Below are 21,026 nucleotides of genomic sequence, written 5' to 3'. Positions count from 1 at the left end.
AAAGTTAAAGGTGGACAGGTAAAAAGTGGGAAATGTAGCTTTAGGGGGTTATAAAACAATTTTAGATACAGTCAATTTTACACCCAGGCTCTTTAGGATCACTGTTACTTCACTTTTTCGGTCTTCCAATACCTCCGCAATTTCACCTGAAAAAGCCCCGGATTTAATTTCAACGTTATCCCCAGCTTGGAGTTGCTCAAATTTTATTTCCTCGTCTAAGTCCTTTTCCTTTAAAATAAACTTGATTCTATTTATTTCTTCATCACGAATAATGGCTGGTTTTCCCAGCCAAAAAACGAAATTCATAACGGCCGGGTCCTGCAATATTTTTTGGCGCTCTCGCTCATCTGTCCGAACAAAAACATAAGATGGAATTACTGGGATCTTTACCTTTTTAACTCGATCGCTCCACTGGCGTTTTACTTCTTGTACGGGAGCATAGGCTTCTATACCTTGCATCTCTAATCGAAGCTGTACTTTTTTCTCATTTCGAGAGCGTACATACACCGCCATCCATTGCTTGTTATCATTCTGACTCGGGTTACTCATTACCAAATTGTCGGTATTGTAGGTTCGGGAATAATTAGCAAAAATAGAAAGCCAACTGGGTTTTGAGCAAAGAAATGTCTAGGCCTAGATTTTTTTGTTTCGTTTTTTTATCAATGAAAAAAATGAAAATGAGAAAAACTAAAGATTACAGAAATGTTTATGGGCAATGTGTCTCTCATACGGGATTTCTCTCTTCACTCCGTTACGCTCGGAATGACAGCTTTGTAACAAGGATAAATCCTCTGCCTATGTTATCTCGATACACCCACGCTTGTGGCGTGTGCACTCGATAACCGTATTAAACCCGCAGCTGTCATCCCGTATTAGGCAGGATCCCGTACACAACACCGCGATTCACCCCTCCTCCAATCGTTCGTGCGTCCTTCTGGGCATCAGATCAAGATCGAAATGAATCAAAAGAAATCCATAGAAAACCAAAAGATTGACAGGGTCGAAGACACAAGACCCAGGCTTGGGGAAATCCTTTTAGGTCTTTCTAAGGATTTCTGAAGATGAATGAGAGAGGGATCTGCAGCCCTAGACTTTTTGTTTACTTTTTTGGTAATGAAAAAAGTAAAGTGAGAAAAACTAAAGATTACAGAAATGTTTATGGGCAATGCCCCTCCCATTCGGGATTTCTCTCTACACTCCGTTCCGTTCGAAATGACAGCTTTGTAGCTTGGCTTCTTCCTCCGCCTTTGAGCAACCCTGTCATCTCGACGATAGGAGAGATCCCGTTAACCATTTCGACTCCTCCCTTCGATTACTATTCGTGCGTCCTTGGCGGACATCCTTTCTGAGGTGCAGATAAACTGAAGAAGCATTTAGAAAATCAAAAGAACGACATGGTCGAAGACAACAAACCGAGGTTGTTGGAGTTCCTTTTAGATTTTCTTAATGCTTCAAAAGTGAGTCAAGCTGAAGAAAGGCAGTCCTAGCCTTTTTGTTTACTTTTTTGGTAATGAAAAAAGTAAAGTGAGAAAAACATAAGGATACCTAAAAAGATTATTGGGCAATGCACCTCCCATACGGGATTTCTCTCTTCACTTCGTTACGTTCGAAATGACAGTTCTGGAGTATGGCAGAGTACTTCGCTTATGTTATCTCGATACACCTAGGCTTTTTTACGCCTGGGCACTCGATAACCGTTTAAAACCGGTAGCAGTCATCCCGCAATTAGCGGGATCCCGTTAGCCACAAAGCGAGCCCCCCCCCGACAACCGTCCGTGCGTCCCTTTGGCCATAGATTTCTGAGGAAATAGATGTAGAATAAACATTAGTAAGACCAGGAAGCGATAGCTCGCCTGGCCGCACTTATGTTTATCGTCCAGCTATGACAAAAGAAATGTCTAGGCCTAGATTTTTTTGTTTCGTTTTTTTATCAATGAAAAAAATGAAAATGAGAGAAATAGATGAGTACCTACAATGGTGATTGAGCAGTGTTCTGCTCTTACGGGATTTCTCTCTTCACTCCGTTACGTTCGAAATGACAGTTCTGGAGTATGGCAGAGTACTTCGCTTATGTTATCTCGATACACCCACGCAAATGGCGTGACCACTCGATAACCGCGAAAAACCCGTAGCAGTAATCCCGGAATTTGGCGAGATTTCGTTAACAACATGGCGATACCTCCTACCACCTACCAGCTACGAACTAATTGCTACCCCCCCCCCTTCAACTGATAACCCCATCACCCCATAAACCCATAAACCCGTAAACCATTGACTACTAAACCACTAACCGCTAACCCTTCACACTTAACTCTTAACCCCTTCATCCCCTCATCCCCTCCTCAACCCAAATTAAAATCATCTCGCCCTACACAAATCGAGCAAAAAAAATACTCATATTTGTCCTTTATCCGATAATTCAGCTTGGGACTGAGGTGGCGAAGCTGTGCCTTACAACCAGTTGATTTCTTGCTTACTCGCTGTGATCGAGGCACTTATTACTTCTAAAACCCGACTTAAAATTCTGCTTAAGTTCTTTCTCAACCCTGGGAACAAAGCGTACTTGCGCTCCCTCGAGAATGAGTTTGAAGAAAGTACTAATGGCATACGCAAGGAGTTAAATCGTTTGGAAGAGGCCAAAATGTTGTCCTCAGAGCTCGATGGAAACAAGAAATTCTACACTGTAAATACCCAACATCCGTTGTATAACGAGATTAATCAGCTGGTGCGCAAACATGTTGGTTTAGATGTGTTGGTAGAAAAGGTAACCAGTAAGCTGGGCGGATTGGAAAGTGTATTCCTCCTCGGGAAACTCGCAGATGGTATTGATTGCGATGAGGTGGAAATAGCAGTAATTGGAGATGTTATAGAGACCGAACTCACGAAGTTGATTAAAACAGCTCAACATCTGCTTAATAAAACCATTTCCTACACGGTGTATGCATCCATATACGATGCACAACCCATACTTAAAAGTGAAGCTAACTTATTGCTCTGGCATAAGGAATGATCGATTTATTTGTAAAGTTCAAAAAGGATCCGTCCTTAAAACGACATATAGCCAAGACCATTTCATGGCGTGTGGTGGGAACCATAGATACTATGGTTTTAGGATGGATAGTTACCGGAAACCCCATGTCGGGAGTGAAAATTGGTGGCCTCGAAGTTTTTACCAAAATCATTCTCTATTTTTTTCACGAAAGGATTTGGTACCGAACTAATTTTGGAGTTAAGAAAAGAAGATTTCAAACCATGGTAGACAACGTAATTCGCCACCCATTTAAAATAGACGAAGAAAAAAGACAGGTCCATAAAAAGCACAAGTCTATGGTACTTTGGTTTTGCGGTTTGAGTGGATCGGGTAAGTCTACCATAGCCAATTCTTTGGAGGAAAAATTGTACGAACTAAAGGTGCATACCTTTGCGTTGGACGGAGACAATACCCGTTTGGGAATAAATAAAGACCTGGATTTTACCGATGCAGGTAGAAAAGAAAATATTCGTCGGGTATCGGAAATTGCAAAATTGTTTGCCGACTCCGGAATTGTGGTGTTGTGCAGTTTCATTTCCCCTTTCGAGGCGGATAGACAAATGGCTCGCGAAATAGTAGGGGACGACAGATTTTTCGAAATCTTTGTGGATACACCATTAGAAGTGTGTGAGCAAAGAGATGTAAAAGGCCTTTACAAAAAAGCTCGATCAGGTGAGTTAAAAAACTTCACCGGAATAGACTCCCCCTTCGAAAGACCCCAAAATCCAGAACTTCATATCAACACCGAAGGTAAATCCATAGACCAAAGTGTGGAGGAAATACTGGAGGTGGTTAGGAGAGAGATTGCGCTATCGGAGGAAGGTTAGGATTTGAATGTTGAATTGTTGGTGTTAATGGTCAATAGTTAATGGTCAATAGTCAATGGTTAATGGTCAATGGTTATAATCCCATAACACCCAACTACTAACTACTAACCACTAACTACTAACTACTGACAACTAACCACTCAACTTTTTCTCAAGACTATTAATTAAGGCCATGAGCTTCTTTCGTAATGAAACCAGATCAATTATCAATTCATTTAATTGCTTCTCGTCTATGAGTTCGATGTTTTTAGCAATGGTTAGGGCAGTATCTATTTCGGACGTAGAACTAAGAGAATATCGTAGAAACCGGCAAAAATCTTTAGTGGATCCTCGACTTGCTCCTTCGGAAATATTCAGTGGAATAGAGACACAGGCACGCCTAGTTTGGCTGGTTAATCCGAACAGCTCTGAGTTAGGATAAGTTTTAGTTATCTCGTAAATCTTGGTTACGTAATCCATGGATTCTTGGTAAACCCGTAAGTTTTTGTGGGAACTCATATTTTAAAATATTAAAAATTTGCATAAGTCGTCTACAACTAAATGCTAATTATCACCAAACCACTCAACCACTAACCACTAACCACTCAACCACTAACTACTAACCACTGACCACTAACCACTGACCACTAAACCTCAAAAAATGTACAAATACAATCACCTCCGCGAACTAGAAGCCGAAGCAGTTCAAGTAATCCGAGAAACCTTCGCTCAATTCGATAACCCTTGTATTCTATTTTCAGGTGGAAAAGACAGTATCGTACTAACACATTTGGCGTACAAAGCCTTGTATCCAATGAATCTATCTTTTCCATTGGTACATATAGATACGGGGCATAATTTCCCAGAAACCCTGAAGTTTAGAGATAAGTTGGTTGAGAAATTATCCGCTAATCTTATTGTAGGATCCGTTGAGGAGAGTATCAAAAGCGGTTCCGTTTCCGAGGAAACTGGAATTAACGCATCCCGAAATAGAGCACAATCTGTAACTCTTTTAGAAACCATAGAAGGCAATCAATTCGACGCCTGTATGGGAGGGGGGAGAAGAGACGAAGAAAAGGCAAGGGCCAAGGAACGTTTTTTCTCACATCGCGACGAGTTTGGTCAGTGGGATCCAAAAAACCAACGACCAGAGCTTTGGCACATATACAACGGTAAAAAAGCAGTAGGGGAGCATTTTAGAGTATTTCCAATTTCCAACTGGACGGAAATGGATATCTGGCAATACATCCTACTGGAGAATATAGAATTACCAAGCTTGTATTTTGCGCACAACCGCGATGTAGTGAACCGAAACGGGGTGTTTTTAGCACATTCCGAATATCTAACCTTGCGCGAAGGGGAGAAGGTAGAAAATAAAAAAATCCGATTCCGCACCTTGGGTGATCTAACCATTACTGGAGCGGTAGAATCCGACGCCGATACCCTCGAAAAAATCGTAGCCGAAGTAGCTGCAGTCCGCCAAACCGAACGCGGCGGCCGCGCCGACGACAAACGCTCCGAAGCCGCAATGGAAGAGCGTAAGAAGGAAGGGTACTTCTAGCGAAGTGGCTAATTAGCGAATTGGCTGATTGGCGAATTGGTTTGTCCAAGCGATGCGTTTACAGATTTTTGGGTTTACTGGTAGACTGTTTTGAAAGCTGACGAATTGACTAACTGATAAACTGACGAATTGCGAGATGTTAATTTTACGCGGTGAAACTTCGGAGTTTTGGATGCAAGCCTTGGGTAAAGCTTTTTTGAGGTTGAAAAACTGACGGGTCTTTGAATAGTAAAATCGACAAGTGAGTAACAACAAAAAAGTATACGAGTATGGATTTGAAAAACTCGAAGTTTGGCAGATAAGTATTCAATTGGTAACTGAAATATATACTGTCACAGGGAGCTTTCCAGATGCGGAGAAATTTGGACTTGTTTCACAATTGCGAAGAGCTGCAGTAAGTATTTCTTCAAATATCGCTGAAGGAAATGGTAGAGAGGGGAAAGATAAAGCTAGATTCTTTCAAATAGCCTTTTCTAGTTTAATGGAAGTTCTCAATCAATTAATAATAGCAAGTAAATTAAAATATATAGAGGGCGAAAGATTGTACGAGATTAGAACAACTATTGACGAAATAGCCAATAAATTAAATGCCTTACATCGCTATGCCAAAAGTAAATCGTAGGAATACCGAAATGCATCAAAACGTAGCATACTCAATTCCTCAATTCGTCAATTCCTCAATTCGTCAATTCATCAATCCCTCAATTCGTCAATCCCTCAATTCGTCAACCAATCATCAGCACTAAACAATATTTAAAATGTCACAAGTAAACACATACCTAAACCGCGATCTCCTTCGCTTTTCCACCGCCGGCTCCGTCGACGACGGAAAATCAACCCTAATCGGTAGATTACTATTCGATTCTAAATCCATCTTCCAGGATCAATTAGATTCTATAGAAAATACCTCGAAGAAGAAAGGCTTGGAGCATATTGATCTTTCTTTGTTAACCGACGGGTTAAAAGATGAACGTGAGCAAGGAATTACTATAGACGTTGCTTACCGTTATTTCTCCACCCCTAAGCGCAAGTTTATCATTGCCGATACGCCTGGGCATATCCAGTATACCCGTAATATGGTTACAGGAGCCAGTACAGCCAATGCGGCAATAATATTAATCGACGCTAGAAATGGGGTAGTGGAGCAAACCAAAAGACACACCTTTATAGCCTCTTTGTTGAATATTCCTCACCTTATTGTTTGTGTAAACAAGATGGATCTTGTGGATTATAAGGAGGAAGCTTATGAAAACATTATTGCTCAATTTAAGGAGCTAGAATCCAAACTGACCATACAAGATATCCGCTTTATACCCATATCAGCATTAGTTGGAGACAATGTAGTCGAAAGGGGAGAGAATATGACCTGGTATCAAGGCTCTACGCTCTTGCATACCTTAGAGAGTTTGCCGGTAAGTAATTATCAAAATTTAAGGGATTTCCGACTTCCTGTTCAAACGGTAATCCGACCACACAAGACCGAATATCACGATTTCCGTGGTTATGCTGGAAGGATAGCTGGTGGGGTAATCCGAAAAGGAGATGAGGTAAAAGTGTTACCATCGGGAATGGAATCAATAGTGGCAAAAATCCACTTGTTAGATCAGGAGGTAGAAGAAGCATTTGCAGGTCAGTCGGTTGCGATAGAATTAGAAGACGACATAGATATAGGCAGGGGAGATGTTATAGCCAAGGTAGAAAATACGCCAGAGAGCATACAAGATGTAGATGCCATGTTGTGTTGGATGGGAGATAGTCCTATGAATCCAGCTAAGAAATACACCCTCATGTACAACGGAAACGAAGTGATGTGCAAGGTAAAGCGTCTGGTTCATGAAATTGACGTAAACACCTTCCACGTAAACGAAGAAAGTAGCAAGCTGGAAAAGAATGGAATTGGCCGTGTAAACTTACGCCTCGCCAAACCCATCGCTGCCGACCCGTATAGTAAAAACCGAAATACAGGCTCTTTCATTATAGTAGAAGAGGGTAGTAATGCTACAGTAGCGGCGGGGATGATCCGTTAACCACAAGCTAACTTCACTGGTTTAGTGTTTATCTAGGGTGGATCTTGAAACACTTTTTAAACGAGATGAATAGATGAATTGATGAATAGATGAATTGATGAAAGGATGAATTGATAAATAGATGAAAAGAAAAATTCCGTCCTTCATTGCTTCATCATTGATCTCCTCATCCCTAATTCAAAATAAACTCGGAGCACCTCTTTGTACTTTTTAGTGAAAAATAAATTCGCCTTTCCGATTTCCATTCTTCGGAGCACGTTGGGCATCAGCTCATGAGCGCAATGAATCAAAAGAAATCCTTAGAAAACCAAAAGATTGACAGGGTCGAAGACTCAAGACCTTGACTTGAGGAAATCCTTTTAGGGCTTTCTTAGGATTTCTGAAGATGAATAAGCGAGGGAGGTGCAGCCCTAGATTTTTTTGTTTCGTTTTTTCATCGATGGAAAAAATGAAAAATGAATAAGAAATAAGAGTTTATTCACTTTTTATATATCTCAAGAGGTTCTTTATATGAAACCGTAACACTATTGACGGTATTACAAAAATTAAACTGGATTTCAGCTGAGAAGGTAAATCAGCTTGAGCAGGAGGCAATTGAAATAGCTAAAATGCTAAATGGATTGATAAAATCTATAAAAACCAGTTGATGTCAATTGCCGTAATCGGTCTGTTTAGCTACTAGCTACGACCTACCAGCTAATACCTACCAGCTACCACCTACGACCTACGAGCTATTTACTACGAACTACCAGCTACGACCTACCACCTACGAACTAAATAATCGACGAACCAAAAAACAAATCCGCCCAAACCCCTTGTCCACTTTACAAAATTTCACATATTCGTACCCAGGAATACACTTGAGTAAAAAAAGTACTCATTATTCTAAAAGCTTGCTTAGCCGTGCATCACATGTGACTGAGGAGGCGAAGCTGTATCCACGCCAAAGGCGGGGTGTTTCATGTTGAGTTGAGGATTTGTTGAGTTGAGGTGCGCTGATAATGTAATTAATGGAAGGTCACAGCTACCCTTTTGAAAAACTTGAAGTCTGGAATTTGGCAAGAAATCTTTCCAAAAGAATTTATAGCATAACGACCGACTATCCGAGCAGCGAACAGTTTGGTTTGGTTAATCAGATGCCAAGAGCAGTTGTATCCGTGACCTCAAACATAGCTGAAGGAACAAGTAGGACTTCAGGAAAAGATCAGGCTAGATTTACTCAATTAGCTTATTCCTCATTAATGGAATTGCTAAATCAACTCATATTAAGCACAGATTTTGGTTTTCTTTCGCAAGAAAAATTACAGCAGATAAGAAACGATATTTCTGAGATTTCTAACAAGTTGAATGCGCTCAGAAAATATCAGCTAAAACAATAGCTATCAATCAACTCAACAAATAATCGACTCAACAAATCAACACTTCAACCAATAATATAAATAGTAAATCCCCAATCGTCCTCCGATTAAAGTAATGGGCTCTCAATCAACTCAACAAATCAACACTTCAACAAATCCACATCAAGACCAGTGGACTACGATCATCGAACCCCAACGCTCCCTATTCCACATCAACTTCCGTGAAATCTGGCGCTACCGCGACTTATTACAAATGTTCGTGCGTAGAGACGTGGTAACTATATACAAGCAAACCATCCTTGGACCAATTTGGTTTTTGGTACAACCCATTATGACCACCTTGATCTACATGCTGGTTTTTGGGCGGATAGCACAAATTTCAACGGACGGAACACCTCAGATTCTATTCTACCTAGCTGGAATTACCATTTGGAATTATTTTTCAGAGACTTTTAACCAAACCTCGAAGACCTTTAAAGAGAATGAAAACATCTTTGGGAAGGTCTACTTTCCAAGGCTTATTATGCCTTTAAGTAAGGTGGTTGGAGGACTAATAAAGTTTGGAATTCAGTTTGCCTTGTTTATCTGTGTATTTGTGTATTTGTGGATGCGAGGAGCTGAGGTAAATCCTAACGAGACCCTGTTGCTGCTACCCCTCTTGCTTATTCTGATGGCAGGCTATGGTTTAGGCGCGGGAATCATTTTCACTTCCTTAACCGCCAAATACCGTGACTTAAATTTCTTATTGACCTTCATCGTACAGTTAATGATGTACGCCTCCGCTGTGGTTTTTCCAGTGTCTACGGTGCCAGAGCAATACAAAACATTGATTTTACTAAATCCTTTTGTACACATCATCGAAACCTTTAAGTACATGTTCCTCGGAGCAGGTCATTTCATCTGGGAAGGCATAGGCTACAGCACAGGACTAATGTTGGTAGTGCTACTTGTAGGAGTTTTGATATTTAATAAAACCGAGAAGACTTTCGTGGATACCGTTTAATACCAAGGAAATGCCCCAACTCAACAAATAATCAGTTCAACAAATCAACATTTAAGGTATTTAATAAGACCGAAAAAACTTTCGTTGATACGGTGTAAAAAAGTTTAAGGGCTAAAGGGTTAAAGAGTTAATGAGGAGGGAGGTAACACTTCCCCATCAACCCATTCCCCCATCAACCCATAAACCCATCAACTCAACAAATCTTCAATCCAACAAATTCTCAATTCAACAAATAAACTTGGATAAGACCCAAATCAAAGAACAAAATCCTGATACCCGCGAAACAGTCCTAAAAGTCGAAGGTTTAAGCAAAACCTACCGCCTCGGCCAGATTGGAACTGGTACCATTTCCCACGACCTTAACCGCTGGTGGGCAAAAATGCGCGGTAAAGAAGATCCTTTTGCAACCGTAGGCGTAGCGAACGATCGTTCTCAAAAGGATGGTACCAACGAGTACGTGAAAGTTCTTGATAACATCAATTTTGAGGTAAAAAAAGGAGAGGTACTAGGAATAATTGGAAAAAATGGTGCTGGAAAATCAACTCTTCTTAAGGTTATTTCCCAAATTACTTCACCAACCACAGGATCTGTTAAGGCCAAAGGAAGAATAGCTTCATTATTAGAGGTAGGTACCGGGATGCACCCGGAAATGACAGGGCGTGAAAACGTCTATCTCAACGGCACCATTTTAGGCATGACCAAAAAGGAAATAGACGGCAAGTTCGATGAAATCATGGACTTTGCAGGCTGTGCAAAATATGCAGACACCCCTGTGAAGCGGTATAGCTCTGGTATGAAAGTACGTTTGGGATTTGCTGTGGCTGCTTTTTTGGAACCAGAAATACTCATAGTCGATGAGGTTCTGGCGGTAGGAGATGCTGAGTTCCAGAAAAAGGCGATTGGGAAGATGCAGGATATTTCTGCCGGTGGTGCAAGAACGGTATTGTTTGTTAGTCATAATATGGTCAGTATTCAAAGTATTTGCCATAAATGTATTTTGCTCGAGTCGGGAAAAGTCGATTTTTATGGGGAAGTCAATAAGGCAGTGGAAAAATATTTAACAACAAATACCAATCTTAAGAATAATAAAAACATAGTTGATGCTCGAAAGGCAATTAGGTCAGCTGGTAATGAATTTGCTATAAAGGAAGTCTGGTTGGAGAATGAAATAGGAGAAATTATCTCCGAGGTTAAAATGGGAGATTCATTTTTAATCAAGTTTGAATTTGAATGTGAGGTCGCTAAAAAAAACTTATTATTTGGATTTGGAATTGAAAATGAATCTGGAGTAAGGGTAACCTCATTAAATAATGAAATATCAGGTCAACTATATACCTATGAAATAGGAAAGGGGACAGCTGTATTTAAATTGAATAAGCCCAATTTTAATTCTGGTCGATTTTACGTATCGGTTTCTATGGTGAGTGATAATCAATACGTTGATTTTATTGAACAGGTTTTGGCGTTTGAAGTTGTTGGTAGTGATGTCTACAAAAGTGGTAAAGGATTTAATTCCAAACAAGGAGTAATGTATGTTGAGGGGTTTGTATCGGTTTGTTAAAAGGGAACTGGTAAGGTGGCGGTTTGAAAGAAGAAATATCTATTTCAAGGGCAATTTTAAAATCGGAAAAGGTGTAGAAATAAATACAAAATATGGTGGAAAGATTGTATTTGGTGAAAACATTGAATTGGGTGATTATACTAAATTTATAACCTTTGGGGGAGATATATCAATTGGTGATTACTGTTCTTTCAATCCATTTTGCGTAATATACGGCCACGGAGGACTAGAGGTGGGAAATAAGGTAAGAGTTGCAACCCAAACTGTAATTATACCAGCTAATCATAGTTATAAGGATTTAGAAATTTCAATAATGCACCAAAAGGAAAGCAGAAAAGGGATTGTTATAGGAAGTGATGTCTGGATTGCGGCAGGAGCAAGAATTTTAGATGGAGTTAACATAGGAAATGGTGTGGTGGTTGCTGCAGGTTCCGTTGTAACTAAATCTTTTGAAAGTAATAGAGTGATTGGTGGGGTACCAGCTAAAGTGATAAAAGTAAGAGATGGAAAGTAGTAAAGCACCCATTCCCAAATTTAGTTTAAAGCAAAACCTTTATGCAAAATTTAATGGTATTTGGACTTTTAATATACCAACATATACAACTGCAACAGAACTTATTGTATTGTTGAGATTAGCAAAATCTTTACCAAAGGGTGCGATTTCAGTTGAAATTGGATCTTATATTGGTGCTAGTAGTTTGTTTATATGTAAAGGGCTTAAAAAAGGAAGTAAATTGAATTGCGTGGACACTTGGGAAAATGACGCTATGTCAGAAGGAAATTGGAGTTCGCTTGCGGAGTTTAAAAAAAATGTAGTTAGTGTAAGAAGAAAAATTAATTTGTGCCAAGGCTATAGCCATGATGTGGCAATGAATTTTGAGGGTGAAATCGATTTTTTATTTGTAGACGGAGATCATAGCTACGAAGGAGTAAAGAAAGATTTTGACCTATGGTTTCCAAAATTAAAGCCAGGTGGCATTATTTGTTTTCATGACTTTGGGTGGGCGAAAGGTGTGCAAAGGGTTGTGAACGAGGAGGTTACGCATTTGACCTATAATCACAAACATCTAACGAATATGTTTTGGGCATGGAAAAATTAAAGGTATCAGTTATTATTCCCACTAGAAATAGGGCAGAGCTTTTGAGAGGAACGCTAGAGTCGATAGCTAGACAAAGTCTGGATAAACAGTTTTATGAGGTTATAGTATGTGATAATGATTCAAAAGATAATACAAAAAGTATTTGTGAAGAATATAAAAGCTCATTTAGTTATTTTAAGTATATATACACAGATAAGATAGGTTTACATGTTGGTAGACATGCTGGACTAATGAATTCAAAAGGTGATTATTTGGTATTTGCTGATGATGATATAGAAGCCTTTTCTAGGTGGTTGGAAACCATTTATAATGAATTTGAAAATGACTCCAATATTGGATTAATTGGTGGAAAAAACTTGCCCAAATTTTTGGGTGAAGTACCATTTTGGATACATGAAAAGTGGAATCAGCCTAACGCTGATGGTAGGGTTTTAAGTGAATTGAGTTTATTGGATCTTGGTGAAAGTAAGAAGTATATATCACCAAATCTGGTTTTTGGTTGTAATTATTCCATTAGAAAGAAAATTTTATTGGAAACTGAGGGGTTTCACCCAGACGGTTTTCCTTTTGAATTAATAAAGTATAGAGGAGATGGTGAGTCCTATGTGAGTAATTATGTTAAAAAGAGTGATTATAAATGTTTATATCACCCCATGGCAAGTGTTTGGCATCTGGTTACAAAGGATAGACTTAGTAAAAATTATTTTTTTAAAAGGAGTTATTGCCAAGGAGTTTCGGATGCTTACACAAAATTAAGATCGGAAAATAAAATTTCCAAGGATAGTTTTTTGCAGTCTTTAATTAAACCTATAAAAAAGGTTGTTCACTTCCTACGAATAGGCTCGTTAACAGATATGGATAAACAGTTGTTGAAAAGTTATAACGAAGGATATAAATACTTAGTTCATCAATATGCAACCAATGTTGAGGTTAGGAATTGGGTTAGAAAAAGTAATTATTTGGAATGAAGATTGTTGTTACGGGTGGCGCAGGTTTTATTGGTAGTCAGCTTTGCGAAAAACTTTTGGACTCAGGAAGATCAGTAATTGTTGTTGATAATTTTGATGATTTTTACAGTAGAAAAAGGAAAATAGAAAACTTAAAAAAAATAAAAGCACATCCGCAAGGTGATATAGTTGTGGGTGATATAAGGAGATTACAGAGTTTAGATGAACTTCAAAATGAAGAATTTGGGGTAATTGTGCATTTGGCAGCTTTGGCCGGTGTAGGTCCGAGTTTAAAAAGCCCAAGTGTTTACTACGATGTTAACATCAATGGGACTGAAAATGTATTGAAATTAGCAAAGGTTAAAAATGCAAAAGTTGTATTTGGATCGTCTAGCAGTGTTTATGGTATTAATGGTGATACTCCTTGGAAAGAAGATTGTACAAATGTGCCAATAAGTCCTTATGCTATTTCTAAAATAGCTGGAGAAAATTTATGTCAGTCTTATAATTTTAATTACGGTGTGGTTTCGACCTTATTAAGGTTTTTTACTGTTTATGGTCCGCGTCAAAGACCAGATTTAGCTATTTTTAAGTTTATTCAAAGAATCCATCGAGGGGAGGAAATCATAATCTTTGGAGATGGAACGGCAACTCGGGATTATACTTTTGTGGAGGATATTCTAAATGGAATACTATCTGCTATAAGCGTAAATGTTGCGGAGAAGCAAACTTATAATTTGGGAAATAGTGTTCCGGTTAGTCTGAATTTATTGGTAGATACAATCGGAAAAGTGGTTGGGAAAACACCGAAAATTAGGTATATGGAAATGCAGCATGGAGATGTTCCTCACACTTTGGCGTCGATTGATGCGGCAAAAAAAATGTTGAACTATGCTCCAGTGGTATCAATCGAGGACGGAATCAAGGAACAGTATAAATGGATGTCTAAGGTGGGTGTTGTTTAATTGGTAAATGAAATTAAAATTTAAGTGATTATGGTAGAGTATGTCCGGTACCAAGAATTAAATTTAGGAATTATAATTAGAAGTAATCATAAAGAGTCTGGTATAAGATTTTTCACAAAAGAATCTGATTCACAACAACTAGGTTACATGTCTCGACCAGAGGGTTATGAAATTGTTCCACATAGGCATAATTTGGTAAAAAGAGAAGTTCACCTTACGCAAGAGGTTTTGTTAATAAAAAGTGGTAAGGTCCGTGTTGATTTTTATTGTGACAATCAACAGTATGTATGTTCTAAGATTTTAAATGCAGGAGATGTTGTATTGCTTTCTGATGGGGGGCATGGATTTAAAATATTAGAGGATGCTGAGATTATTGAAGTTAAACAGGGACCGTATTGTGGCGAGGAGGACAAAATTAGGTTCAATAGTATAAGCGAGAAGGAAATAATAATAAAAGATGACATTCGATAAATATTCTCAATATTATGATTTATTTTATGATAATAAATCATATAGAGAAGAAGTTAATTTCGTTGTGGATGTTATTAATTCACATTTAAATGGAAATTTTGATTCACTATTAGATATAGGATGTGGGAGTGGTAATCATGCAAGATATTTGGCATCGTTTTTTGAAAGCATAACCGGTGTTGATAGAAGTGACAGCATGGTGAAAGTCGCTAACGAGAAAAATATTCCGAATTTTAAAGCATTAGAGGCGGATGTTTGTTCATTTAATTTAGGACTTACGTTTGGTTCGGCAATAGCCTTATTTCACGTATTTAGTTATTTAAACACAAATGATCAGGTGTTAACAGCTTTTACAAATGTAAATAACCATTTATCGGTGGGTGGACTTTTTATTTTTGACGTCTGGAACACTGCTACTGTATATAACCAACCCCCTCAAGTAAAGGTTCGTCGGGAAAAGATGGGATTAAAGAAGGTGGTAAGGATTACAAAACCAAAATTAGATGTAATTAGTAATACTGTCGATGTTCAATTTGATTTTATTATCCATGATAATTATGAATGTATAGAATTTTCTGAATTGCATCGTATGAGACATTACTCGCCTCCAGAGATAGAGTTGTTCTGTTGGAAAACGGGTTTTGAGGTGATAAAAAGTTGTGATATGATTTCTGGAGCTCCTCTGTCACAAGATACGTTTAGTGCAACCTATATTTTACGTAAAATTAAAGAGTTATGATACCTGTAAATACACCGGTTTTTAATGGAAATGAAGAAAAATATCTTGTTGACTGTATAAGGTCCGGATGGATTTCTAGTGAAGGTAGCTATGTGACTCGGTTTGAAAGGGAATTTGCCTCCTACATTGGCATGGACCATGGTGTCGCTGTTAGTAATGGCTCTGCTGCATTAGATATTGCTTTGGAGGCCATTGGACTGAATGAGGGTGATGAGGTAATAATGCCAACATTTACCATTATCTCACCAGCTTTTTCGGTTTTAAGAACAGGAGCAAAGATAGTTTTAGTGGATATGGATAATGATACCTGGAACATGGCTTTAGATGAAGTTGAAAGTAAAATAACCCCTAAAACTAAAGCGATTATTGCAGTACATATTTATGGATTAACTAGCAATTTAAAAAGGCTGAGGGAAATTTGCGATAAAAAAGGAATAATATTAATTGAAGACGCTGCTGAGGCTCATGGTCAAGAGGTTTTCGGTAAAAAGGTTGGCAGTTATGGGGATATAAGCACTTTTAGTTTTTATCCCAATAAAACAATTACAACTGGCGAGGGAGGAATTGTATTAACCCGTGATGTGAAACTTGCGGAAAAAGCTCGTGAGTTAAGAAATCTGAGTTTTAAACCTTCTAAGAGAAGATTTGTACATTATAGTTTTGGTTGGAATTATAGGATGACAAATTTGCAAGCAGCAATCGGTTGTGCTCAATTGGAAAATATAGAGGAACATATTCGTAAAAAGAAATTAATTGGTAAATTGTATACCGAGCAATTAAAAGGAATTCCAGGGGTTCAATTACCACTCGAAAAAACAAATTTTTCTGTTAATAATTATTGGGTCTTTGGAATTGTTCTTGATGATGAGGAAAAAGCGATTTATGTCCAAGAAGAGCTAGGTAAACATGGAATAGGAACAAGGCCATTTTTCTGGAGTATGCACGAACAACCAGTTTTTAACGAATTAGGTTTATTCTTGGGTGAACATTACCCTATTGCTGAACGACTATCAAGGTGTGGATTCTATTTACCATCTGGCTTGGGTCTTAATGAAACTGAGATCCAATCAGTATGCCAAGCATTCAGAAATTTGATCAACCAATGACCGTTCTTTGGGTATTCTCAAGTTTTAGCCATGGGGGAGTAGAAACTTGGCTTCTTTCAGTTAAGGATTATTTAAGAAAAGAAGGGGTAATTTTAAAAGTATTATTAACCGGTCCTTATGATGACAAAGGTATTAATGTCTTAAAAAATTATGGGGTACAGGTTTTTTCTATTCCTTATTCATTTAAGAAGATAGGAAAGTTTACCGTCGAACTAAATAAATTGATACGTGAGGAGGAAATAGATTTATTACATGATCATGGAGATTTCGCTGGTTTAATAAAGTTTATTCCATCCCTAATAATTGGTTTTCTTCGTAAAAAATTAATCATACATATACATTCTTCATATAGAGCTGTTCAAGTCTATAATTGGAAAACCCCCCAAAAGAAATTAACATGGTTGGTGAGTAAAATCATTTGTAAATTTTTAAATATAAAGGTCGCTTCTACGTCTTTGAAAAGTTTAAAAGAATTCGGTTTGGATAATTACCGAAATGCTAGAGTTGTTTATTGTGGGATTCGGAAAGATTTTTTTGGAATAGATAAGAATCAAAATAAAAGTAGAAATATCTTATTTTGTGGTCGTTTCGATGCGGAAGATCGATATGGAGGTTATTTTAATCATAAAAATCATTGGTTTGCTGTTAATGTATTTAAACGAATTTATGAAATTGATAAAACATGCTCCCTAATTATGATTGGAGGGCCATTGGAGCGAATACAAAGGGTTAGATCTAAAATACAAAATGAAGCGTTTGCTTCAAATGTCAAATTTATCGGGGAAGAATTTGACGTAATAAAATATTTTTCCCAATGTGACCTTTTGTTGTTTCCATCACGCCATGAAGGGTTAGGATTAGTAGCGGTAGAAGCGCAATGTGTTGGAATGAAAGTTCTCAAAAGTACCGATGTTCCGGATGAGGTAATTATTTCCAATAATGTAGAGAGTTTGAGCCTAGAAAATTCTGTAGAGGAATGGGCTATTAAAGGGATAGAAATGATCATGAAGGAAGTAGACTACGCATCCATTGATAAAAGTAAATTTCATCCATCATCAAGTGCTAACATGCTGATTGATTTTTACCGGGAGTAAATGCGTTTTTTGGTTCTTAGTAGTTATGGAGGTTGGTATTTTCAAGCCACTGATTTAATAAGATTTTTACGTAAAAAAGATGTTACTGTTGACATCATTACCTACAATGTAAATTTCACTTACCATAAAATTGACCAAGAAATTAACTTAAAGCAATACTCTTCTGCCTCCACGGGTATTATTAAGAAAGTTTTCAACAAGGTCTGCCCCCAATATTATCCATGGTTTAGGTTCGATATTTTGTGTGAAATTAGTTGGACACTATATAAATCAGATAAATATGATGGAATTCTATTAATTGACAAAGGTGGTATTGGATTGTTTGAGGCACTTCCAAACATTTTTCATCGAAAGGCTAAATTATTTTATTGGTCACTAGAACTTTATTTGAATCCAAAATCAGATATATTTAAACACCAACCATATCTAAACTCATTTTTTAGGTCTGAAAAAAAAGCGCTTTGTAAGATTAATTATTTACTTATACAGGATGAGGCGAGAAGGAGAGTTTTTACTAAAATCATGAAATTTCATGGAAGTCATGTTGATTTCCCCGTATCTGTGGTAGGTCATGGTTATGATTTGAAACAAAGCTCTTTTAATAATTCAAAAATTTATGATCTAATATATTTCGGTGTGGTTAGAAGGGAAAGAGGGTTGGATTTTCTAAAAGATATTGTATCTCGGATGGATAGTCAAATATCAATTCTCTTACATGGTCCATGTCAGCCAGGGTATAAAAAATCTTGGCTTCCTTATGCTGAAAACATAACCGTTAGTAACGAAATCACCATGGATCTTGATAGTGTCGTTAATAAAGGAAGGGTCGGATTAGTTTGGTATGATAGTGATTCTATTAATGACTCATTAACTGGATCTTCTTCAGAAAAAATTGCTCGTTATCTAAGATTGGGTATTCCTTTAATCTATAATAATGATAATGATTCGTATGATTTGATTAAGAAAAATGCTGCAGGTGAGTATTCCGATGGTACCGACCTTCCTGCAGTTCTTGATAAAATCAAATCTAATTATGAATTTTATTCTGAAAATGCAATGAAGTTATTCAATATACACTACAAGTCTGAAAGATACTTTAATGCACTTTATAATTGTTTGTTGAATGGATAAAGTAGAATCCTTTAAACAGAATTGTTCTAATTCGATTTGTAGTGTAATAGTTACGGTATATAATAAAGAAAAGTATGTTCTTGACTGTTTAAACTCAATTTATAATCAGACTTATCGTCCTTTGGAACTAATTGTTGTGGATGATGGCTCAACCGATAGATCAAAAATCGAAATCCAGAAATGGATCGATTCCTTAAAAATAGATAATAGTGAATTTAAAGTAAAATTCATATCACGTCAAAATAGGGGGGCGCCGTATTCAAGAAATGAGGCTTTTATAAATAGCATAGGAGAGTTCATTCAGGAAGTAGGCGGTGACGATTTGATAAGTATTAATAAAGTTGAGTATTCAATTGAAATCCTGAAGAATAATAAAAGTGTAGACTGTGTCTGGGCGCCTATAGAGAGGTTTGATGGTGACGATTGTCCGAAACTATCGATAAGTGAAAATGACTTGCAATATTCTATTTTAAAGAAAAATTTAACCAACCCTTTCGAACCGGAATTTATACCATCGGCAGCTCTTTTTAGGCGTAGAATTTTAGCCAAAGTTGGTCCATGGAATGAAAACCTTAAAAGATGGCAGGATTTGGATTATCAGGTTAGGATTATGAATGAAGTTGATTTCCTTGCAAAAGTTAATTGTGGAATGTATTTCTTTCGTCAACACAATGATGGAAGAATTTCAGACTTTTATAATAAACCAGACGGAATTGATTTGGGTCTGGAGTCACTTAAAGAAGTGCAAAATTCGTTAAAAGCAGGGGGATTTAAGTTTTCTTTTAATGTGCAACGATGTCTATATGAGTTTTATATTAACCTTTTCTTAAGTTCAGTTTTTCATGGTCTGCGTCACAAGTCAGTCAAGGTTCTTCAGGAACTTTTGAAAACTAAGGTCACAGGCAATTTGAGATTAAAGGCTGTATTGCTATACGTGGGTACTTTAGCATTACCATCAAGTAGGTTGAAATGTATAATTAAAAATTATCTTTCAAAATAATGGGAAAAATTAATTTATGTTTTTTTGAACCGATTGGTAATACTTTTGGCTCCGAGAGATCGATGATTGAATTGATTAAAGAAATCTCAACAAACGAAAAGTTTTTTAATAAAATCAACACTGTATGCTATACCCCGAAAGATTCTGGTATTAATGAGTTATTAAAGGATAATAAAATTAAATTTTATACATGGCATAAAGTTGATCTTCACAAAAGAAGTAAATTAAGAATCTTTTTACATGCTCTAAAATTATTATGGTTTTGTTTTTCTAGAAATATTGATGTTCTTCATGTTAACCAAACCGGTGGTCTAGCCTACGGTCTATTTGTGAAAAAATTTTTACCTAATATTTCTCTCGTTTGCTACAGTCGTTATTATGATGATCATAAGATTTATGTGAAATATGGGGCTAAGCTAAATCGAATTGGTTCAATAATATGTGTAAGTCAAAAACAAAAGAGAGATTTAATTGAGGTGTTACCTGATTATGAATCTAATTTTAGGGTATTGTATAATCCTTTTAAGCTGAAATTGGAAAACATTTCAAGGAGTGAGTTTCAAAATAAGTCAAATTTTGTTGTTCTCGGTAGGATAGCTTCTGAGAAGAATTTGATGTTCATAATTAAGTCATGGCCAAAGGTGGTTGGCTCTGTGGCTAATGCAAAGCTCGAATTCTATGGGGATGTAGTTAGTGATTATGACGTAAAATACCTTGAAAGCTTAAAAAGTAAAATTTTGGAATTGAAACTTAATAAACTAATCTTTTTTAAAGGGTATGTTAAAGATCCAAAAGATATAATTTCGGGGAGTAGGGCAATGATTTTAGCTTCTTCCTTTGAACCAATGGGAAGGGTTATCATAGAATCATTTATGAATAATACAATTCCCCTCGTGTCTTCTTATGATACTGGGGCATTGGAGATTATTAAAGCAATGAATTTGGATAAATTGGTTTTTGAACGGGAAAATTCGGTTTCACTAACAAATAAAATTTCAATGATAGAAGGTCTTGATTATAAGAGTTATATGGATATTATAGACACCGGAAAGAAATGGATAATAAATAATTTGGATATTGAGGGTAAAATCGCTGATTATTTCAATATTGTATCTGGGAGTTAGGT

The 21,026-nt window shown here is 37.2% G+C and carries 22 protein-coding genes; 20 read left to right on the top strand and 2 right to left on the bottom strand.

Annotated features, from left to right (window positions below; genetic code table 11):
- Positions 1-48: 48 nt before the first annotated feature.
- On the bottom strand, positions 49-549 hold the full coding sequence (locus tag FRX97_RS05305) for a UpxY family transcription antiterminator (RefSeq protein WP_147014152.1): 501 nt from the start codon (positions 547-549) through the stop codon (positions 49-51).
- 1,933 nt (positions 550-2,482) lie between these two features.
- On the opposite strand from FRX97_RS05305, the gene FRX97_RS05300 reads away from it, so the two are divergent.
- Together FRX97_RS05300 and cysC are read left to right on the top strand one after the other, a co-directional pair.
- Positions 2,483-3,010: an ArsR family transcriptional regulator gene (locus FRX97_RS05300; protein WP_147014151.1), complete on the top strand. Its 528-nt coding sequence runs from the start codon at positions 2,483-2,485 to the stop codon at positions 3,008-3,010.
- On the top strand, positions 3,007-3,858 hold the full coding sequence (cysC, locus tag FRX97_RS05295; RefSeq protein WP_147014150.1) for an adenylyl-sulfate kinase: 852 nt from the start codon (positions 3,007-3,009) through the stop codon (positions 3,856-3,858). The genes FRX97_RS05300 and cysC overlap by 4 nt, the downstream gene beginning before the upstream one ends.
- A gap of 132 nt (positions 3,859-3,990) precedes the next feature.
- Here cysC and FRX97_RS05290 read toward each other — a convergent pair whose 3' ends face one another.
- A complete protein-coding gene (locus FRX97_RS05290; RefSeq protein ID WP_147014149.1) occupies positions 3,991-4,356 on the bottom strand; it encodes a four helix bundle protein in 366 nt (121 codons plus the stop codon).
- 142 nt (positions 4,357-4,498) lie between these two features.
- On the opposite strand from FRX97_RS05290, the gene cysD reads away from it, so the two are divergent.
- The 18 genes from cysD (at position 4,499) to FRX97_RS05200 (ending at position 21,024) form a co-directional block, all read left to right on the top strand.
- Positions 4,499-5,398 (top strand): sulfate adenylyltransferase subunit CysD, encoded by a 900-nt coding sequence (gene cysD, locus FRX97_RS05285; RefSeq protein ID WP_147014148.1) that lies wholly within the window; start codon positions 4,499-4,501, stop codon positions 5,396-5,398.
- Positions 5,399-5,639: 241 nt separating this feature from the next.
- Complete coding sequence (locus FRX97_RS05280) at positions 5,640-6,020, top strand: four helix bundle protein (protein WP_147014147.1); 381 nt, start codon at positions 5,640-5,642, stop codon at positions 6,018-6,020.
- 136 nt (positions 6,021-6,156) lie between these two features.
- Positions 6,157-7,425 (top strand): sulfate adenylyltransferase subunit 1, encoded by a 1,269-nt coding sequence (locus tag FRX97_RS05275; RefSeq protein ID WP_147014146.1) that lies wholly within the window; start codon positions 6,157-6,159, stop codon positions 7,423-7,425.
- A 476-nt stretch (positions 7,426-7,901) separates the two neighbouring features.
- Positions 7,902-8,072 carry a four helix bundle protein gene (locus tag FRX97_RS12480; RefSeq protein ID WP_147014284.1) on the top strand — a complete coding sequence of 57 codons (171 nt, stop codon included), beginning with the start codon at positions 7,902-7,904 and terminating at the stop codon, positions 8,070-8,072.
- Positions 8,073-8,435: 363 nt separating this feature from the next.
- The gene (locus FRX97_RS05265) at positions 8,436-8,804 is read left to right on the top strand and encodes a four helix bundle protein (RefSeq protein ID WP_147014145.1); all 369 of its coding nucleotides are present in this window, start codon (positions 8,436-8,438) and stop codon (positions 8,802-8,804) included.
- A gap of 94 nt (positions 8,805-8,898) precedes the next feature.
- Entirely contained in the window at positions 8,899-9,786 is an 888-nt protein-coding gene (locus FRX97_RS05260) for an ABC transporter permease (RefSeq protein WP_147014144.1), read from the top strand.
- A gap of 238 nt (positions 9,787-10,024) precedes the next feature.
- Positions 10,025-11,347 (top strand): ABC transporter ATP-binding protein, encoded by a 1,323-nt coding sequence (locus FRX97_RS05255; RefSeq protein ID WP_223266568.1) that lies wholly within the window; start codon positions 10,025-10,027, stop codon positions 11,345-11,347.
- Entirely contained in the window at positions 11,331-11,861 is a 531-nt protein-coding gene (locus FRX97_RS05250) for an acyltransferase (protein ID WP_223266567.1), read from the top strand. Before FRX97_RS05255 ends, FRX97_RS05250 begins: the two co-directional genes overlap by 17 nt.
- Positions 11,851-12,447, top strand: a complete 597-nt coding sequence (locus FRX97_RS05245) for a class I SAM-dependent methyltransferase (protein WP_147014141.1) — start codon at positions 11,851-11,853, stop codon at positions 12,445-12,447. The genes FRX97_RS05250 and FRX97_RS05245 overlap by 11 nt, the downstream gene beginning before the upstream one ends.
- Positions 12,435-13,415 (top strand): glycosyltransferase family 2 protein, encoded by a 981-nt coding sequence (locus tag FRX97_RS05240; protein WP_147014140.1) that lies wholly within the window; start codon positions 12,435-12,437, stop codon positions 13,413-13,415. Before FRX97_RS05245 ends, FRX97_RS05240 begins: the two co-directional genes overlap by 13 nt.
- On the top strand, positions 13,412-14,359 hold the full coding sequence (locus FRX97_RS05235; RefSeq protein WP_147014138.1) for an NAD-dependent epimerase/dehydratase family protein: 948 nt from the start codon (positions 13,412-13,414) through the stop codon (positions 14,357-14,359). The genes FRX97_RS05240 and FRX97_RS05235 overlap by 4 nt, the downstream gene beginning before the upstream one ends.
- A gap of 30 nt (positions 14,360-14,389) precedes the next feature.
- The gene (locus FRX97_RS05230) at positions 14,390-14,830 is read left to right on the top strand and encodes a cupin domain-containing protein (protein ID WP_147014136.1); all 441 of its coding nucleotides are present in this window, start codon (positions 14,390-14,392) and stop codon (positions 14,828-14,830) included.
- Entirely contained in the window at positions 14,817-15,569 is a 753-nt protein-coding gene (locus tag FRX97_RS05225; RefSeq protein ID WP_147014134.1) for a class I SAM-dependent DNA methyltransferase, read from the top strand. The genes FRX97_RS05230 and FRX97_RS05225 overlap by 14 nt, the downstream gene beginning before the upstream one ends.
- Positions 15,566-16,675, top strand: coding sequence for a DegT/DnrJ/EryC1/StrS family aminotransferase (locus FRX97_RS05220; protein ID WP_147014132.1), 1,110 nt, complete (start codon positions 15,566-15,568; stop codon positions 16,673-16,675). Before FRX97_RS05225 ends, FRX97_RS05220 begins: the two co-directional genes overlap by 4 nt.
- A complete protein-coding gene (locus tag FRX97_RS05215; protein WP_147014130.1) occupies positions 16,642-17,769 on the top strand; it encodes a glycosyltransferase in 1,128 nt (375 codons plus the stop codon). The genes FRX97_RS05220 and FRX97_RS05215 overlap by 34 nt, the downstream gene beginning before the upstream one ends.
- Complete coding sequence (locus FRX97_RS05210) at positions 17,770-18,900, top strand: glycosyltransferase family protein (protein ID WP_147014128.1); 1,131 nt, start codon at positions 17,770-17,772, stop codon at positions 18,898-18,900.
- A complete protein-coding gene (locus FRX97_RS05205; protein ID WP_147014126.1) occupies positions 18,893-19,900 on the top strand; it encodes a glycosyltransferase family 2 protein in 1,008 nt (335 codons plus the stop codon). Before FRX97_RS05210 ends, FRX97_RS05205 begins: the two co-directional genes overlap by 8 nt.
- On the top strand, positions 19,900-21,024 hold the full coding sequence (locus FRX97_RS05200; protein ID WP_147014124.1) for a glycosyltransferase: 1,125 nt from the start codon (positions 19,900-19,902) through the stop codon (positions 21,022-21,024). Before FRX97_RS05205 ends, FRX97_RS05200 begins: the two co-directional genes overlap by 1 nt.
- Positions 21,025-21,026: the final 2 nt, after the last annotated feature.

Source organism: Luteibaculum oceani (genome assembly GCF_007995015.1).
Lineage (GTDB): Bacteria > Bacteroidota > Bacteroidia > Flavobacteriales_D > Luteibaculaceae > Luteibaculum > Luteibaculum oceani.
The sequence above is the reverse complement of the archived record's forward strand: the minus strand, read 5'-3'. Positions and strand labels throughout refer to the sequence as shown.

What these genes read in the sequence shown, in the direction of transcription:
- FRX97_RS05305 (WP_147014152.1), bottom strand. Translation starts at nt 549, where the DNA reads ATGAGTAACCCGAGTCAGAATGATAACAAGCAATGGATGGCGGTGTAT.
- cysC (WP_147014150.1), top strand. Translation starts at nt 3,007, where the DNA reads ATGATCGATTTATTTGTAAAGTTCAAAAAGGATCCGTCCTTAAAACGA.
- FRX97_RS05290 (WP_147014149.1), bottom strand. Translation starts at nt 4,356, where the DNA reads ATGAGTTCCCACAAAAACTTACGGGTTTACCAAGAATCCATGGATTAC.
- cysD (WP_147014148.1), top strand. Translation starts at nt 4,499, where the DNA reads ATGTACAAATACAATCACCTCCGCGAACTAGAAGCCGAAGCAGTTCAA.
- FRX97_RS05275 (WP_147014146.1), top strand. Translation starts at nt 6,157, where the DNA reads ATGTCACAAGTAAACACATACCTAAACCGCGATCTCCTTCGCTTTTCC.
- FRX97_RS05265 (WP_147014145.1), top strand. Translation starts at nt 8,436, where the DNA reads ATGGAAGGTCACAGCTACCCTTTTGAAAAACTTGAAGTCTGGAATTTG.
- FRX97_RS05260 (WP_147014144.1), top strand. Translation starts at nt 8,899, where the DNA reads ATGGGCTCTCAATCAACTCAACAAATCAACACTTCAACAAATCCACAT.
- FRX97_RS05245 (WP_147014141.1), top strand. Translation starts at nt 11,851, where the DNA reads ATGGAAAGTAGTAAAGCACCCATTCCCAAATTTAGTTTAAAGCAAAAC.
- FRX97_RS05240 (WP_147014140.1), top strand. Translation starts at nt 12,435, where the DNA reads ATGGAAAAATTAAAGGTATCAGTTATTATTCCCACTAGAAATAGGGCA.
- FRX97_RS05235 (WP_147014138.1), top strand. Translation starts at nt 13,412, where the DNA reads ATGAAGATTGTTGTTACGGGTGGCGCAGGTTTTATTGGTAGTCAGCTT.
- FRX97_RS05230 (WP_147014136.1), top strand. Translation starts at nt 14,390, where the DNA reads ATGGTAGAGTATGTCCGGTACCAAGAATTAAATTTAGGAATTATAATT.
- FRX97_RS05225 (WP_147014134.1), top strand. Translation starts at nt 14,817, where the DNA reads ATGACATTCGATAAATATTCTCAATATTATGATTTATTTTATGATAAT.
- FRX97_RS05220 (WP_147014132.1), top strand. Translation starts at nt 15,566, where the DNA reads ATGATACCTGTAAATACACCGGTTTTTAATGGAAATGAAGAAAAATAT.
- FRX97_RS05215 (WP_147014130.1), top strand. Translation starts at nt 16,642, where the DNA reads ATGCCAAGCATTCAGAAATTTGATCAACCAATGACCGTTCTTTGGGTA.
- FRX97_RS05210 (WP_147014128.1), top strand. Translation starts at nt 17,770, where the DNA reads ATGCGTTTTTTGGTTCTTAGTAGTTATGGAGGTTGGTATTTTCAAGCC.
- FRX97_RS05205 (WP_147014126.1), top strand. Translation starts at nt 18,893, where the DNA reads ATGGATAAAGTAGAATCCTTTAAACAGAATTGTTCTAATTCGATTTGT.
- FRX97_RS05200 (WP_147014124.1), top strand. Translation starts at nt 19,900, where the DNA reads ATGGGAAAAATTAATTTATGTTTTTTTGAACCGATTGGTAATACTTTT.